We start from the raw sequence: 15,654 nt of genomic DNA, 5'->3' as shown, positions 1-15,654 counted from the left end.
GAGAACCATACTTCAAATTAATTATTCATTTGCACCATGACAATTCTTATACTTCTTCCCACTGCCACAAGGACATGGATCATTTCGGCCAATTGTTTCACCTTTCACAATCGGCTTGCGCTTCTTCGGCTTGTCACCTGGTTCGCGTTGCTGAACCGCTTCACCTTCTGCAACCTTTTGACGCTCAAGGTTTTGCGCAACCTGTGCTTTGATGATGTACATCGACACCTCTTCTTCAATCGATGCAATCATCTCTTCAAACATGGCAAAGCCTTCAAAGCGATACTCACGCAACGGATCATTTTGACCATATGCACGAAGATGGATCCCTTGGCGCAGCTGATCCATTTGATCAATATGATTCATCCACTTACGGTCAACCGTACGTAGCATAATGACCTTTTCAAACTCACGCATATGCTCTGGTGTGAATTGCTCTTCCTTCTTATTATACTCAGCTAACACTTTCTCCGTCACTAGCTCAATCATCTCTTCAGAATCAAGACCACGTAGTTCTTTTTCTGTTAGCTCAGCTTCATCTAATAATTGAGCATTGATGTAATTCACTATTTTTGAAAGATCCCAATCCTCTGGAACCTCACTATCTGGCGTATGCAAACGAACCGTGCGATCAATCACAGATTTCATCATACTCTCTACGATTTCACGAAGATTTTCTGATTCAAGCACTTCCATACGCTGCTTGTAAATGATTTCACGTTGTTCACGCATAACATCATCATATTGAAGAATTTGTTTACGTGCATCAAAGTTATTTCCTTCCACACGCTTCTGAGCCGTTTCAACCGCACGCGAAACAAGCTTACTTTCAATTGGTTGATCTTCTTCCATGCCAAGACGTTCCATCATTGCTCGCATGTTATCAGAACCAAAGCGACGCATTAATTCATCTTCCATCGATAAATAAAACTGAGATGAACCTGGATCCCCTTGACGACCAGCACGACCACGCAGCTGATTATCAATTCGACGACTCTCATGTCGCTCTGTACCAAGTACGTGCAGGCCACCGACTTCTCTTACCCCTTCGCCAAGCTTAATGTCGGTACCACGACCAGCCATATTTGTCGCAATCGTAACCGCGCCTTTTTGTCCAGCATTTTCAATGATTTCCGCTTCACGCTCATGATTCTTCGCATTCAAAACGAAGTGAGGAACGCGGCGTTTATTTAACATTTTTGATACAAGTTCAGATGTCTCAACACTCACTGTACCAACAAGCACCGGCTGCCCTGTTTTATGTCTTTCTTCAATTTCCTTCACAACAGCTCTGAATTTCGCATCCATCGTCTTAAAAATAAGATCAGGTCGATCATCACGCGCAATTGGTTTATTTGTCGGAATCGCCATAACATCCATCCCGTAGATATTACGGAATTCTTCTTCTTCCGTTTTCGCTGTACCTGTCATCCCTGCCAGCTTTTGATACATCCGGAAGTAGTTTTGGAACGTAATGGAAGCAAGCGTCATGCTCTCACGTTGAATTTGCAAACCTTCCTTCGCTTCAATCGCTTGATGCAGACCATCACTATAGCGACGACCTTTCATTAAACGACCTGTAAAAGAATCAACAATTACGACTTCACCATCTTCAACAACATAATCAGCATCACGAATCATGACGACATGTGCCTTAAGAGACTGAGTTAAATGATGATTTAGTTGAACATGCTTTTGATCATATAAATTCTCAATACCAAAAGCACGCTCGGCCTTGTTCACGCCTTCTTCTGTTAACTGAACAGACTTCGTTTTCTCATCATACGTGTAATCTTCTTCCTTCTTTAACGTACGAATAAACGAGTTAGCCTGTTGATATAACTGAGTGGAACGCTCTACTGAACCAGAAATAATTAATGGTGTACGAGCTTCATCGACTAAGATCGAATCCACTTCATCGACTAGCGCAAAATGAAGCGGACGCTGAACCATTTGTTCTTTGTAAAGCACCATGTTATCACGTAAATAATCAAAACCAAGCTCATTATTTGTGCTATAAGTTACATCAGCGCGATACGCTTCTTGCTTTTCTTCTTTAGACAGTCCCGTCTCGTTTAACCCAACAGTTAAGCCAAGAAAACGATAAAGCTCTCCCATAATTTCGCAGTCACGACTAGCAAGGTAGTTATTGACTGTTACAACATGAACACCCTTCTCCGTTAAGGCATTCAAATAAACAGGCATCGTTCCAACAAGCGTTTTCCCTTCCCCTGTCTTCATCTCTGAAATATTTCCTTGATGCAGAGCAATCGCACCAAGAAGCTGAACACGATAAGGAGTCATATGCAAGACACGTGTTGCCGCTTCACTCACTACAGCATATGCCTCAACTAATAAGTCATCGAGCGATTCACCTTGCTGATGACGTTGCTTGAATTCTTCTGTTTTTTGACGAAGGTCATCATCTGAGAGCTTCTTCATCTCATCTGCTAACGCTTCAATTTGGTCAACGATTTTTTCATTCTTCTTTAATTGACGTTGACTCGGGTCACCGATCACTTTCTTCAATAAACCTAACATCGAATTCGTCCTCTCTTCTTTCAGCTCGTCAATCGTTTTTGACGGGCGTGAAGCATTTTCACACTTACGCTAATTTTAGCAGGTAACATGTGTGCTTACAAGTAAACCCCATGGCATCTTAACCTTCATTTGAGTCAAAAAAAGCAGAGATTCAATCGAAATTAAGCGTCGCCCTCTCCGCACTTGTCGCATACTGTATACGTAAGGAGGGATAATATGGCAATTTTGAATTGGGGTGTTGATTCCGCCGCCCGCGTAACAGAGGAGCTCTATCAATGTGTCGTCAGCCATTTTGGGCAACCAGACTTTTGGGGCCGTTACTTATCTCAAATTCCAAATGTTAGTGATGGATTAACAGTTGAGGAAATTCGTTTGATTCATAATAAGGGGATAAAGCTACTACTGATTTACAATAATTTTACACAAGCTACTGGAGCAAGAGAGGGGTCTGTTGCTGCTAGAAATGCCATTTTCAGAGCGCGAAGCTTAGGGATTGCTGAGGGCAGCTTTATTTTTGCCAATGTCGAAAACTTTTTTAATGTTGATGCGGACTGGATTATCTCTTGGGTAAATACCTTTTTTGATAGCCCATATCGACCTGGATTCTATGCTGATCCAGACAAGGGAACATTTAATGAAGCGTATTGCCAGGCCACAACAAGAAACAGCCGTGTTCGCGAGCAAGCTGTCATTTGGAGTGCTGAACCAGAGATTGGGCCTACCCCCAAACGAAGAATCCCACGTTATGCACCAAGCCGTCCAGATTGTGAAGCGAATGTTTGGGCATGGCAATACGGGCGTGATGCAGAGGCTTGCCCAATTGATACCGTGTTAATGCAACAACAGCTTTATCAGACATTAACATAAGTAAGAAAAGCGAAAGCGCCTTGAGAAGGCGCGACAAGTGGTGGAAGCCTGTCAATGAGTTTCCAGGTTTTAGGCAACCATTGACAGGATGAAGCAACCTCGAGCGGCTAGGCGCAGTAGCTAGACAAATAGAAAAGCGCAAGCACCTTGAGTAGGCGCTTGCGCTAGACGTCAGCGAATTTTATACTTTTCTTATCTTTTTAAAAAGGAGCACAGCATCTAAGCTGCACTCCTTTTATTTTCGGCTTAAGCCTCAGGCTCAATCAGTCCGTATTTTCCATCTTTTCGGCGATAGACAACATTTGTATTTCCATTTACCGCATCAGAGAAGACGAAGAAATTATGACCAAGCATATCCATTTGCAAAATTGCTTCCTCAGCATCCATCGGCTTCAAATTAAAACGTTTCGTCCGAACCACTTCAAGGTCGTCAGTAACAAGCGGCTCGTCCTCTAGAGGCTCAAGATCATTTTTAAACATGTATTTTAAGCTACCTTCTTGGCGGAACTTGCGATTCACCTTCGTTTTATGCTTACGAATTTGACGTTCAAGCTTTTCAATTACATTATCAATCGCTGCATACATATCAGAGTGAACTTCCTCTGCGCGCAATACAAGCTGCGGCATCGGGATTGTAATTTCAATAATATGCTGGTTATTTAACACCTGCATCTTTACGTTGACGTCGGCAACAGGAGTCGTATCAAAATAACGCTCTATTTTACCTACTTTCTTTTCAACGTAGTCTCTTAAAGCTGGAGTTACTTCAATGTTCTCACCACGGATATTATAATTCATTAAGAACTCCTCCTTTTCTATGTACTTGTATTCTATATACCCAATTGTAAATCCTTCTTAAACATTATGAAGAAACTTTACTTAATATGTGTCTTTATGCTTACTTTTTACGATGGGCATGATGACGTTTGAAATCCTTCCACCATGAAAAAGCCCACCTCGGTAACCGAGATGGACTTGAATAGTTATAGCTATGATTCATTTCCTACCCAGGAATGTGAATTAAAGCTTAACAACGTTCGCAGCTTGAGGACCACGAGCACCTTCAACAATTTCAAATTCAACGTCTTGACCTTCGTCTAATGACTTGAATCCATCAGAATTGATAGCTGAGAAGTGTACGAATACATCGTCCCCATCTTCGCGCTCGATGAAACCAAAACCTTTTTCTGCGTTAAACCATTTTACTTTTCCTTGCATGCTTTCACATTCCCTTCGTAACTAAAATACTGTGGATAATTTCCACACATTTACTATAACAGCGCTATCAATCAAAGTCAAACGCTTAAATTGTCTAAAAATGCGCGGAAATTGTACGATTTTGGCGAATTCTTTTTATTTAGTGATACCGCTTTCAAATTAATGTTAAAATAAACCTATAAATAAAGAGTTTTTACAGTTATACAATAAAAATAGAAATTAGTTTATTGTCGAAATAATTTAATTATTTTTATTTTTCCCTTGTATTATATCCATTTTCCTAATACAATAGAAACAAGAAATTACATATATCACCATTATTTTTACATATTCTTATAGATGAGTTAACTTTCTTTTATTCCATTCTAGTTTGTGGCTCTCCTTAACTTACATATCCCTCCAAAACATAAGCCGCGAACTAATTCACCTGTGTGAAGCGCCTCACCTCTTGAGGATTGTTTTTCCCCGCCTTCACACAATATAAACAAATGCGCACACTCACTTAGATATAAGAGAGGTGTGCATTTTTAATGTCTTTCGTTCACTATAATCAGCAACTGAATTCAAACTTGACTTCAGTGAATTTGAAGAAATGAACGGAGCTGAGTTAGGTGAGGTAGTGATGTAGTGCAGGAATAAGATGGGGAAGCGGGGTCTGGTTCTGCGCTGCTTTTTTTGATACAGATAGCCGCACATTGTTGATCTCTTAAAAGCTCTCAAAAACCATTCCCAAAAAAGAAAAAGCCAACCACTATGGTTGACTCTCGCTCCTTAAACACCGCGCTTATCAAAGAAAACCCCGTCCGTCGATGGACCGTCGTATGGGTTTTCATATTTACGACTTGTTGCTTTTTTAGCTTTTAGTTGATTCAAATTTCCTTGAATCTCCGTCCGCACCTGCTCCATTCGCTTTGTTAACTGTTGATTCAGCTTAATAAGCTCCTGACCAAGTTGCTTTTCTGCATCTGACAAAGAGTCTTCATCCACTTGCTTAATAAACGGTTCACGCTTTACAAGCCTTTCATCTAGCTGAGCTATATACTGATCACGTGCATCATCATCCTTTGGAAAAGGCTCATTGATAAAATCAAGTAGTTCCTTTGTTTGAAGATAAAGCTCCTTCACAGCAGACATTATGCTTGTCCGCCTGCCCCGTGACGTTGCTGACGATCGAGCTGAATCACCTGTTTCCATGTGTCACGAAACTCAATAACAAGCTGCTCTGCCTCTTCAAGAGCCTTAACATCATTTTGAACATTCGCATCAATCATCCGACTCAAAATAAAGTCATACATCCGCATCATATTCTCGCCCACTTCAGAATCAGTCTTCAACGTCACCATCAGCTCACGAATAATATTTTGCGCCTTCGTCATCGCTACACTACGACCCTGAATATCATTTGCCTCAATCGCTTGCTTTGCTTGCTTCAAAAACTTCAAACAACCATTATAAAGCATTAATGTTAACTCTCCAGGAGACGCTGTATTCATTGCATTTTGCTTATAAGCCGCTTGCATATTTGTCGCCATCGTGTCACCCTTCCCATTCATTTAAATCGATTATACTACAGGTCTGTTGTTATACATGAAAAATTTATTTTATTGACCTTGGTTCCCCATTAATTGCGAAAATAATGTCTCTGCTTGCTTGTTCGCTTGATTCACCGCGGCATCCATCGCATTAAATTGGCGCCAGTAACGATCCTCTACTTGTTGTAGGCGGCGCTCAAAATCGGAAATTCGGTTATTAATAGAATCTAAATTACGCCCAAGTGTAAACTGTTTATTTTGAACCTTACCCCGGAATCCACCAGCACGCTCCGCAAGCGAGTTAATCGCTCCGTCTAATGTCTCACGAACGCGTCGAGCAATTCCTTTCTCCTCAGAAGAAGCCCCGTCCGCTGAAAAAAGTTGAAAAACACCCTCAGCATCACTTTCAATCGCTGCACGAAGCTTGTCTTCATCAATGACTAGCTTCCCACGCTCCATAACATCACGTGAAGTCGTGATCCCAATCGTTGAGAGCTGACGGAATTCTGTATCAAGAGATCCACTTACAGCGCTATACATATCGACACGCATTCGATCAAATTGATTACGTAATACTGAATCATTTCGAAGCAAACCACTACGAGCACGCTCTTCCCAACGCTCTACTTCTTTTTCAGATAGCGCGTCTTTTTGCTCATCCGTTAGTGGACGGTAATCACGGTAACGCTCTTCCGTTAACTTTCCGTTTGTAAAATCTAGAAGCTCATTGTATTCGTCTATAAACTTTTTGATTGTGTCAAACACTTTGTCCGTGTCGGTAGAGGCGCTTAGCGTAATAACCTCAGCTCCCACTGTTTTCTCTTTTAACGTAACCGTCATTCCCGCTACCGTAAACGTATTAGACTGACGCGTTGTTTCCAGGCCATTTAACGTAAAGGTGGCATTCTTCGCTCCTCCGTCTCCTGTTCCATCCATCTTTAACACACTCTCGAAAAGCTGACCAGTAAACGTAATTTCACTTCCGCCTGCCGTTGGATTAAAAAGACCAGTGGCTGTTCGTGACATATTAATTTTATCAGCTGATTCATCGTAAAAGCCATTTACTCCGACCGACGACCGACTGATCTCCGTAAAAACGGTGTTCAAGGACTGATTCGCTGTGAAAATAAATTTATCACTGACTTCTTGCCCCTCAGCGTTATACGTAGACAGTCCAGTCGCTGTGTAACGTTGCTGATAGTCCACACTTACTTTCGACTGGACTTCAAAAAATTCAATCTGTCCTGTATCAAGATTGACAAAGACTTTACCAGCTGCTAACTGATCTCGATCAGTCACGAGATTATTTTCCGCATCGGAATACGTCGTCCCTCCAGCTTTAATCTCCAACGTATCAAGAGCCAACCCACTCTTTTGAACTTGGAAGTTCTTTCTCGCTGTCTCAACCTCAAAATTCTGCACAGCGTTTTTTGTCGTATAAACGGTTGATACCGTCGTACCTTGATTAATAGGGCTTTTAAACGTTAATGTCCCTCCTGCCGCATTCAAGAGCACTTGATCATCGGTAATCGTGTCAATCGTATTCGTTGCATCCTCCAGCACAACGTCATATACTTTTCCATTCGCTTTGACAACCATATCTTGGTGATTGGTAATATCTTTTTGGCCGAGCTGAACGATCTCTGACGTTGCTGATTGCCTTACATTTTCACGATGCACAATCCCTTTAGACCACGTAATACCTGTGCCAAATTCTTGAGACCCAAGTGATCCAGTTGATTTAATTTTAGTCGCACCAGAAATTTTTGCCGTACTACTATATGAAGCAGCTGTTGCTAATTCAGTCACATTGCTAATCCGTAGCGTCATATTTCCCGCATTCGCTGTTGCTGTTGCACTCACACGACTTTCATTCGTACTCGAAACCGTCTTCGCAAGCATATTCGCTTGACGAATAACAGAATCAAACGTATTGTTCCGAAACGTATCAAGCTTTCTGTTGATTTCTCGGTAATCCTCCATCTGCCATTGAATAACTTGACGATCCTGCATCATCTTATCAATCGGCAGACGTTGTGCTTTCATTAGATCGCTTACCATTTGATTGATATCCATACCCGTTGCGAGACCTGCGATTCTCATCTATACTACCCCTTTCGATTCACCTGCTTATTCAATCTATCAGTCCAAGTAATCGTTAAATTCTCTCATCTACAATTAATCCAGCATGCTTTAACATCGACGCGACCATGTCCAAAAACTTCTCTGGAGGAATCTCTTTGACGACTTCATCCGTTTCACGATTCACTACTTGAACATACGTACGCTTTAAATCCTCATGCACATTAAACTTCAATGAGGTCATGCTCGCATCAAGCAACTTATTCATGCTCTCTACTTGCTTATCAAGCATCTCCGTAGAATTCGTATCTTTACGCTGTTCTTTAGCTACCTCAATTCCCTTCTCAATAATTGAGCTAGGAGACTCTTCTTTCTTAGTAGTAGCCAAATCCTGCGTTTTCCCTTTAAACAATTCTGAAAGCCCTTGAGACGAAACACCCTTCACATCCATTTACGTGCACCCCCATATTTTCTTCTACTTCTTCTATCGGTCATGTGAACCTTTCCCTTTAGAAAAACAGTAAAAAAAGCCCTCAAAAGAGAGCTGTTATTTTACAATTTAATATCAATCGATCCACCCAGATGAGGCTGAGCCGCATGCTGAATCGCAGCAGCATCCGCTGAACTCATTAACTTCTGCAGAGCATCACCTTGCTGTTCAGCACTTCCCATCGCTTTCTTCATGACAGCCATACTTGCCTGTTGTTGTACTTGACCTTGACTAAGCGCCATTGACATTAATGCGATATCCATGTTAACGCCTCCTTAACTAGCTCTTATTATAAACATTATGAAACGATGTATGGAGCAAATGCTTCTGACAATGATTGTTCCATTTTTTGTAAATAAGGAAGCAATGTAAATTGAATCACTTCTTTTACCCGTCCATACTCCTTCTGCTCATATCCCGACACAACTAACTCTAACGGCTGAGCGAGCTTCTCAAATTGCGGTGTCACTTCATCCTCTTTCAGTTCTGTCAGCACTGGTGTTACTGAACGTTGCAATGCCGCATAAGCTGTCATCACATCTTGAAATAAAACAATGGACTGCTCAAACTGCCCTTCATTTAGCTGTGTCTGAATATGAGCGATCCCTTCCTGCATCGTCTTTACTAGCTCTACCGCTTGCTTCATTACATCAACATACCGTTCCACCAAATCACCCATTCCTAAAAAATTTTACTATCTTTTATATCGGCTAAAAATGCTAACATTTTAGGAATTAATGAATAACAGTCGAATGTAATTCACGTTGCAAGGAGGCAACCTCTTGCTGAAGCGTTTGAAACTGCTGATTTAAGTCATCTATTTCATGAGCTGACAATTCAACATCCTGCACATATTCAGCAATCTCTTTCATTTGATGGAGCTTGATTTCAATTTTCTCTAAAAGAATCGCTTGCTGTTTGCTCCACTCTAGTTGCTCTTTAAGAAAGGCTAGTTGTTCTTCGGTTTCCTTATCCATTTGAAACTCCTTTTTCAAGAAATTGTGATGCCTTTATCGTATCATAGCTTAGTGAAATACATGTTTAATTAATAGAGACTTTACCTATTTATCTAGATAAATAAAAATGAGCAACCTCAATTGGTTACTCCGTCTATCTCTTATTGAAGCAGCCTCAGCACCGATTGAGATTGCTGATTCGCTTGAGCAAGCATCGCTAATGCCACTTGTGAAAGAATAGAATGTTTTGTATATTCCATAAATATTCTTGCCATATCTACGTCGCGAATGCGAGATTCAGCTGCTTGGAGGTTTTCACTCGTATTGGCGAGATTTGACATCGTATGCTCTAATCGATTTTGATAGGCGCCCAATCGTGAACGATCAGAGGAAACACGCTCAATCGCTTTCGTCACTCGGTCGATGACAGCACCTGCCTTCACATGATCAGAAACATCAAGCCCATCCTCATTTTGATCACCTTTCAACCCCAACGCCTCTGAGCGCATGTCATGAAATTCAATCTTCATGCCCTGTCCAGCATTCGCCCCTATTTGCAGCGAAAGCGTCACCTTTCCATCTCCACCAGATCCATTTAACAGCTTGCGCGTATTAAATTCCGTCGTGTTCCCAATGCGATCAATTTCTTCTCGCAATTGATGGAGCTCATTTTGAATCGCTTGTCGCTCCGAAATAGTATTCGTATCATTCGCCGCCTGCACAGCTAATTCTCTCATTCTTTGCAAAATCGAATGCGTTTCTTCAATAATCTTTTGGTGTGTAGCAATGAAGGGCGAAGTATTAGGTGTATCTAAAACTGAAATAATCCATAGAAACCGTCCGAAGAGTAAGCAAAACGTGTTAAATGTAAAAACCCCGAAAATTTTCGGGGTTTTTTACAGTAAAGCAAATTATCCAAGTAACTGTAAAACAGCTTGTGGAGCTTGGTTAGCTTGTGCAAGCATAGCTTGAGAAGCTTGAGCTAAGATGTTGTTCTTAGTCATATCCATTACTTCACGAGCCATGTCAACGTCACGGATACGTGATTCTGCTGCTTGAAGATTCTCAGCCGCATTGCTTAAGTTAGAGATTGTGTGCTCCAAACGGTTTTGGAATGCACCAAGATTAGAACGTTGAGCAGAAACAGACTCAATTGCATTATTAATAACTTTGATTGCCGCTGCTGCACTCTTATGGTCACTCACATCAAGAGCATACTCTTCCTCTGAATTATTCGTACCATCAGTAGCAGTTTTAGTCGCTGTGAACTTCGCATCTTCAACACCTGTTGCTACTTTAGCATCGCCACCTGCAGAACCACTTACTTTTAAGGCTTGTGAACGCATATCCTTGATGTTGATATTAAAGCTCTGTCCTTGGTTTGCACCAATTTGCATTTGTAATGATCCATCTGTTACAGTACCGCTTACTTCAAGTGAAGCACTCCCTACTGAAAGAGTAGAACCAGTATGAACAGTTAATCCATTACCAAAATCAACTGCACTATTTGCAGAAAGAGTTTTACTAGAAACAGCTGTTCCACCAGAGTCTTTTAAAGTACCAGTAAACACATTAGTATCAGCTACAGTAAACGTTGCATCACCATCTGCAGCAGTCCCAACATCAAAATTCACACCGTTATTAAACGATACATTATTTTGATTATCTGAAAGAACAATTGTATTCGTTCCAGACACTTGAGTACCACCGGAATCTTGAAGAGTTGCTACTTTAGCAGTTCCTGAAGTCACATCAAACGTTGAAGTTTCTGTTGCAGTTGCACTATATGCACTTAAACTAGCTGCAGCATCAAACGCAACACCTGACCCTAAACTTACTCCAGTGTCATTAACATTGAATGTAACAGCAGAACCAATATTTGTTACTCCATCTGTGTCTTTTAATTGAGCTGAAATTGTGTTTTCAATTGTAAAGGCAGTAGATGTATCAGAAGCAATAGTACCAACATCCATTGTTCCGTTTGCTGCAGCAGTATTTCCACCATGCTCTAGTGCTAATGTTCCTGTACCATCTGTTACAGCATCAGTTAGAGCAATATTGGTTGTACCAGCAGCTGTTCCTGCTGCAATCGTTGCTGTTCCTACTGTATTTGAAGATGCATCCTTAACAGTTAAAGTTTGATCGACATCAAAAGTAAAATTATCCTCTTCAGCATCAGAAGCAGCAGTAGCAGCTCCTGCAGTTACATCAAAAGTAATACCCATATCAGTTCCAGCATTGTAAAATCTGTATGTTTGTACATTATCATCCAAAGTTACAGTATCAGATAATTGGGTTAAACCATCACTACTCCATAATGCAATTCCGCCTGCACCATCAGTTTTTATTTGTAGGTCAGCTCCACCAATACCTTGAGCTGCAAACAATCCTTGATCATCAATTGTAATACTTGATACTAAATTGGTACCACTAGTATTAGTTAATCCATTAGTTTTCGATGCAGTCTCAATTGTATAATTTCCACCTGTTAAACTTTGTGCATCGCCTGCTGTAAAAGTTGAAGCACCAGTTGCATTTAGTCCATTAGCAGCTGTAAAAGTACCAATTGCATCCGTACGAGTTACTTCTACTCCATATCCTGTACCTGCAGCTAAAGAGCTATTTGATGCAACTGAAAGATTTGTTACACCATCATCTAAATCTACTGTCGAAGAGTCTAAGCTTTTAGCTGTAGTTGTACTTACATTAATTTTATAATCACCAGCAGTTAGGCCAGAAGCATTTGCTGCATCGATATCAGTAATACCTGTACCTCCGTCAGCTTGTGCTGTAACACTTTTCTCAACACTTGAAGCCACATCTACTGTGTAATTTCCACTTACCAAAGAAGAATCAGCTTTAAGTGAAACTGCTGAAACTCCGCCACCTGCAACGAAACTACCTGCCTCTTTTTTAGTTGCAGTAGTTGAGATATCACCATTTAAAATTTTACGAGTATTGAACTCAGTTGTATTCCCGATACGATTAATTTCAGAAGTTAGCTCATTCATTTCTTTTTGAATTTCATCACGGTCAACTTCAACGTTTGTATCGTTTGCTGATTGTGTTGCAAGCTCACGCATACGTTGTAGAATGTTGTGTGTTTCTTGTAATGCACCCTCAGCTGTTTGAATCATCGAAATCCCATCTTGAGAGTTACGACTTGCTTGATCAAGACCACGGATTTGTGCTCTCATTTTTTCGGAAATTGCAAGACCTGCTGCATCATCACCAGCTTTGTTAATACGAAGTCCTGAAGCAAGCTTCTCCATAGAATTTTGTGCACCTGCTTGGTTAACGCCCATTTGACGGTACGTGTTTAAAGCTGGGATGTTATTGTTAATAATCATGTTTTATTACCTCCGTGTGAGTGTGTTTTTTTGAATGCACATCCATTTGCATTCGTTGCGATTCGGTGTATGGTTGCTTGCGGTTCGTTGCTGAATTGCGCGCTGATTCAAACAATCGATTGACAAGGTACATACTCCTCTCTTCCTTGACCCACACCACTCATCCTTAAGTGGAAGGTAATCTACTTGTATAAAAGTTAGTTTGTCAGTTCCTAGTTGGACAGAAAAAGAATAAGAGTTTTCCATCCTAGGTTGAGAACATAGTCTTATGAAAGTTTATGTGTGCTAATAGCCCTATTTTTTATTTTGCTTCTGCTGTTCTTCGTATAGCTCTCCCCGAACAATGGCAATATCCCGTGGTGCATCAATGGCTAGACGTAAGTGACCTTCATCACTTTTTACAACTTTCACAATGATATTGTCATCAATCACGATATATTCTCCTGGCTTCCTTCCGAGTACTAGCATGTATCTCATCTCCCTATGAGTTAGAATAAAAAAGGATGAGCAAACAAGCCGTTGCGCCTCTTCCTCCTGAAGATTGACAATCGACCTATCTGCTCATCCTTAAGCGTTCATATAAACTTGTTAGTTTCCCCGCATTTCTCCGCGTTCGATCTTGACCTCTTTTGGTGCTTGAATACCTAGCCGTAATTTCCCGTCTTGGGACTTCACAACACGAATTTCAATGTTCTGATCAATCAAAATCGATTCACCAGGTCTCCTCCCTATGACCAGCAATGTCACACTCTCCTCAGTTTGTATAATTCATCATTAAAATCTAGTAAATTACATAAATATAATACCATAGTTTTAATTAAAATAAGTGATTATATACCTATTTTTATGTGATAAAAAGTTAAGACAGCATATTATTCGTTTATAAAAAAGACGAGTAAATAAGCATAGTTACTTTCACATCCTAAATAAGTAACCATGCTTATTCACTCGTCCCTGAGTGTATAATGTATCCTTTGATTCTTATATCGACCATTTAAAGGAGATGTTTAGTGTTTTTTGAAGAAATTTGTGAAAAAAATAGTGCTAATTATATAGTTGAATCAAAGAAAGACTTCCTCTATTTTAAAGGAAGTCTTTCTCTATATTCACCCTAGGTTTTGGGTTCGCTTGTGCAAGCATTGCTTGAGAGATTAAATATTATATTTTGTAACCGCCATTATTTCCTGAGTATGCCGATAAGAAGAATTATTATTTTAAAATCCGCAGTGAATGTAACACCGAAAGGATTATAAATTCTATTTCCTTACTTCAGTAAATTGACTAAAAAAAAGACTCTGGAAAGCCCAGAGTCTTTGAGGAATAGAATTATCCAAGTAATTGTAATACTGATTGAGGTTTTTGGTTAGCTTGAGCAAGCATAGCTTGAGAAGCTTGACCTAGGATGTTAGCACGAGTCATTTCCATTACCTCTTTAGCCATGTCTACATCACGGATACGAGACTCAGCTGCTTGTAAGTTCTCAGCAGATGTATTTAGGTTACTAATAGTATGCTCTAAACGATTTTGATTAGCTCCTAATTTAGAACGCTCTTCAGATACTTTAGAAATTGCCTCATCTAAAACACTAATAGCTGTTGATGCTTGACTCTGAGTACCAACTTGTAGATTTCTTACACCAAGAGTATCAGCTCTCATATCACTAATAGATAGGTTAAGAGTTTGACCTTGGTTTGAACCAATTTGGAATTCTAAGCTACCATCTGCACGAGTATCAGCCGCAGCTGTAGTAGTATTGAAACCAGAAAGCGTGTTGGAAGCGGCTTCTTTTCTTACTCCAGTAGCTGATTTTACTTCAATAGAAAAACCATTGATTTGGTTAGTAGTTCCTGTACTTGCAGCTGTTAAGTTAATTTGACTAGTATCAGTTCCATCAAATGCCGCCCCAATAGTTGCATTTCCATCAAGTGCAGTCACTAAAGCTCCTAAATCTTGAGTAGTAGCATCAGTTACATTAAGTGTTACAGTTTGTTGTGTTCCATTTACAGACCATGTAGCAGTAATAGTATCACCAGTTGCAATTCCTACATTGTTTCCATTACTATCAACCAAGCCATCTAATTTAGTAGCTGTACCCATTGTACTGTGTAAATCATTTGCAGTCACATGAGCAGCTGCAGTTGAAGCTGAAGACACGTCTCCATTGATTAATTTTTTTGTATTAAATTCCGTTTGCTCACCGATACGTTGAATTTCGTTTCCGAGTTGATTAATTTCATCTTGAATATTACTACGGTCTTCAAGTGTGTTTGTGTCGTTAGAAGCTTGAACTGCTAACTCGCGCATACGTTGTAAAATACTATGTGTCTCGTTAAGAGCACCTTCTGCAGTCTGAATTAAAGAAATACCATCTTGACCATTACGAGAAGCTTGGTCTAAACCACGAACTTGTGCACGCATTTTTTCAGAGATTGCTAGACCTGCTGCATCGTCTCCTGCACGGTTAATACGAAGTCCTGAAGATAGCTTCTCCATTGCCTTTGCACCTGCATTGTTGTTCACACCCATTTGACGATACGTATTTAACGCAGGGATATTGTTGTTAATAATCATAAAAAACTTCCTCCTTGAAGTGTCGCCCACGTCCTTGTGGGCCAAAT

At 40.4% G+C, this 15,654-nt stretch carries 16 protein-coding genes; 1 reads left to right on the top strand and 15 read right to left on the bottom strand.

Going from position 1 to position 15,654, the window contains the following annotated elements:
- Positions 1-21: 21 nt before the first annotated feature.
- On the bottom strand, positions 22-2,541 hold the full coding sequence (secA, locus tag IQ10_RS01900; protein WP_144448783.1) for a preprotein translocase subunit SecA: 2,520 nt from the start codon (positions 2,539-2,541) through the stop codon (positions 22-24).
- A 216-nt stretch (positions 2,542-2,757) separates the two neighbouring features.
- On the opposite strand from secA, the gene IQ10_RS01895 reads away from it, so the two are divergent.
- On the top strand, positions 2,758-3,408 hold the full coding sequence (locus IQ10_RS01895; protein ID WP_144448782.1) for a glycoside hydrolase domain-containing protein: 651 nt from the start codon (positions 2,758-2,760) through the stop codon (positions 3,406-3,408).
- Between the two features lie 246 nt (positions 3,409-3,654).
- Here IQ10_RS01895 and hpf read toward each other — a convergent pair whose 3' ends face one another.
- The 14 genes from hpf to IQ10_RS01825 form a co-directional block, all read right to left on the bottom strand.
- Positions 3,655-4,206 (bottom strand): ribosome hibernation-promoting factor, HPF/YfiA family, encoded by a 552-nt coding sequence (gene hpf, locus IQ10_RS01890; protein ID WP_144448781.1) that lies wholly within the window; start codon positions 4,204-4,206, stop codon positions 3,655-3,657.
- Positions 4,207-4,428: 222 nt separating this feature from the next.
- Entirely contained in the window at positions 4,429-4,626 is a 198-nt protein-coding gene (gene cspD / locus IQ10_RS01885) for a cold-shock protein CspD (RefSeq protein WP_034634086.1), read from the bottom strand.
- A gap of 771 nt (positions 4,627-5,397) precedes the next feature.
- Positions 5,398-5,760, bottom strand: a complete 363-nt coding sequence (gene fliT / locus IQ10_RS01880) for a flagellar protein FliT (protein ID WP_144448780.1) — start codon at positions 5,758-5,760, stop codon at positions 5,398-5,400.
- Positions 5,760-6,158 carry a flagellar export chaperone FliS gene (gene fliS / locus IQ10_RS01875; RefSeq protein WP_144448779.1) on the bottom strand — a complete coding sequence of 133 codons (399 nt, stop codon included), beginning with the start codon at positions 6,156-6,158 and terminating at the stop codon, positions 5,760-5,762. Before fliS ends, fliT begins: the two co-directional genes overlap by 1 nt.
- Before the next feature lie 69 nt (positions 6,159-6,227).
- A complete protein-coding gene (fliD, locus tag IQ10_RS01870) occupies positions 6,228-8,261 on the bottom strand; it encodes a flagellar filament capping protein FliD (protein ID WP_144448778.1) in 2,034 nt (677 codons plus the stop codon).
- A 55-nt stretch (positions 8,262-8,316) separates the two neighbouring features.
- Positions 8,317-8,691 carry a flagellar protein FlaG gene (locus IQ10_RS01865; protein WP_144448777.1) on the bottom strand — a complete coding sequence of 125 codons (375 nt, stop codon included), beginning with the start codon at positions 8,689-8,691 and terminating at the stop codon, positions 8,317-8,319.
- Between the two features lie 101 nt (positions 8,692-8,792).
- Entirely contained in the window at positions 8,793-8,993 is a 201-nt protein-coding gene (locus IQ10_RS01860) for a YjfB family protein (protein ID WP_144448776.1), read from the bottom strand.
- Positions 8,994-9,028: 35 nt separating this feature from the next.
- A complete protein-coding gene (locus IQ10_RS01855) occupies positions 9,029-9,397 on the bottom strand; it encodes a DUF8042 domain-containing protein (RefSeq protein ID WP_144448775.1) in 369 nt (122 codons plus the stop codon).
- A gap of 67 nt (positions 9,398-9,464) precedes the next feature.
- Positions 9,465-9,707: a V-type ATPase 116kDa subunit family protein gene (locus tag IQ10_RS01850; protein WP_144448774.1), complete on the bottom strand. Its 243-nt coding sequence runs from the start codon at positions 9,705-9,707 to the stop codon at positions 9,465-9,467.
- Between the two features lie 140 nt (positions 9,708-9,847).
- Entirely contained in the window at positions 9,848-10,423 is a 576-nt protein-coding gene (locus tag IQ10_RS01845) for a flagellin (protein ID WP_242009682.1), read from the bottom strand.
- A gap of 174 nt (positions 10,424-10,597) precedes the next feature.
- On the bottom strand, positions 10,598-13,036 hold the full coding sequence (locus IQ10_RS18845) for a flagellin N-terminal helical domain-containing protein (RefSeq protein ID WP_144448773.1): 2,439 nt from the start codon (positions 13,034-13,036) through the stop codon (positions 10,598-10,600).
- A gap of 294 nt (positions 13,037-13,330) precedes the next feature.
- Positions 13,331-13,504, bottom strand: a complete 174-nt coding sequence (locus IQ10_RS01835; protein ID WP_144448772.1) for a carbon storage regulator — start codon at positions 13,502-13,504, stop codon at positions 13,331-13,333.
- 120 nt (positions 13,505-13,624) lie between these two features.
- On the bottom strand, positions 13,625-13,777 hold the full coding sequence (locus IQ10_RS01830; protein ID WP_144448771.1) for a carbon storage regulator: 153 nt from the start codon (positions 13,775-13,777) through the stop codon (positions 13,625-13,627).
- Between the two features lie 585 nt (positions 13,778-14,362).
- On the bottom strand, positions 14,363-15,607 hold the full coding sequence (locus IQ10_RS01825; RefSeq protein WP_144448770.1) for a flagellin N-terminal helical domain-containing protein: 1,245 nt from the start codon (positions 15,605-15,607) through the stop codon (positions 14,363-14,365).
- Between the last annotated feature and the right edge of the window lie 47 nt (positions 15,608-15,654).

The organism is Halalkalibacter nanhaiisediminis, assembly GCF_007830185.1.
Classification (GTDB): Bacteria; Bacillota; Bacilli; order Bacillales; family Bacillaceae_D; genus Halalkalibacter; species Halalkalibacter nanhaiisediminis.
This window is presented reverse-complemented; position numbering and strand designations above follow the sequence as displayed.

Excerpts from the sequence above, each read along its gene's own strand:
- IQ10_RS01860 (WP_144448776.1), bottom strand. The coding sequence starts at position 8,993 with ATGGATATCGCATTAATGTCAATGGCGCTTAGTCAAGGTCAAGTACAA.
- IQ10_RS01850 (WP_144448774.1), bottom strand. The coding sequence starts at position 9,707 with ATGGATAAGGAAACCGAAGAACAACTAGCCTTTCTTAAAGAGCAACTA.
- IQ10_RS01845 (WP_242009682.1), bottom strand. The coding sequence starts at position 10,423 with ATGAGAGAATTAGCTGTGCAGGCGGCGAATGATACGAATACTATTTCG.
- IQ10_RS01895 (WP_144448782.1), top strand. The coding sequence starts at position 2,758 with ATGGCAATTTTGAATTGGGGTGTTGATTCCGCCGCCCGCGTAACAGAG.
- IQ10_RS01825 (WP_144448770.1), bottom strand. The coding sequence starts at position 15,607 with ATGATTATTAACAACAATATCCCTGCGTTAAATACGTATCGTCAAATG.
- hpf (WP_144448781.1), bottom strand. The coding sequence starts at position 4,206 with ATGAATTATAATATCCGTGGTGAGAACATTGAAGTAACTCCAGCTTTA.
- cspD (WP_034634086.1), bottom strand. The coding sequence starts at position 4,626 with ATGCAAGGAAAAGTAAAATGGTTTAACGCAGAAAAAGGTTTTGGTTTC.
- IQ10_RS18845 (WP_144448773.1), bottom strand. The coding sequence starts at position 13,036 with ATGATTATTAACAATAACATCCCAGCTTTAAACACGTACCGTCAAATG.
- secA (WP_144448783.1), bottom strand. The coding sequence starts at position 2,541 with ATGTTAGGTTTATTGAAGAAAGTGATCGGTGACCCGAGTCAACGTCAA.
- IQ10_RS01865 (WP_144448777.1), bottom strand. The coding sequence starts at position 8,691 with ATGGATGTGAAGGGTGTTTCGTCTCAAGGGCTTTCAGAATTGTTTAAA.
- IQ10_RS01835 (WP_144448772.1), bottom strand. The coding sequence starts at position 13,504 with ATGCTAGTACTCGGAAGGAAGCCAGGAGAATATATCGTGATTGATGAC.
- fliT (WP_144448780.1), bottom strand. The coding sequence starts at position 5,760 with ATGTCTGCTGTGAAGGAGCTTTATCTTCAAACAAAGGAACTACTTGAT.
- fliS (WP_144448779.1), bottom strand. The coding sequence starts at position 6,158 with ATGGCGACAAATATGCAAGCGGCTTATAAGCAAAATGCAATGAATACA.
- fliD (WP_144448778.1), bottom strand. The coding sequence starts at position 8,261 with ATGAGAATCGCAGGTCTCGCAACGGGTATGGATATCAATCAAATGGTA.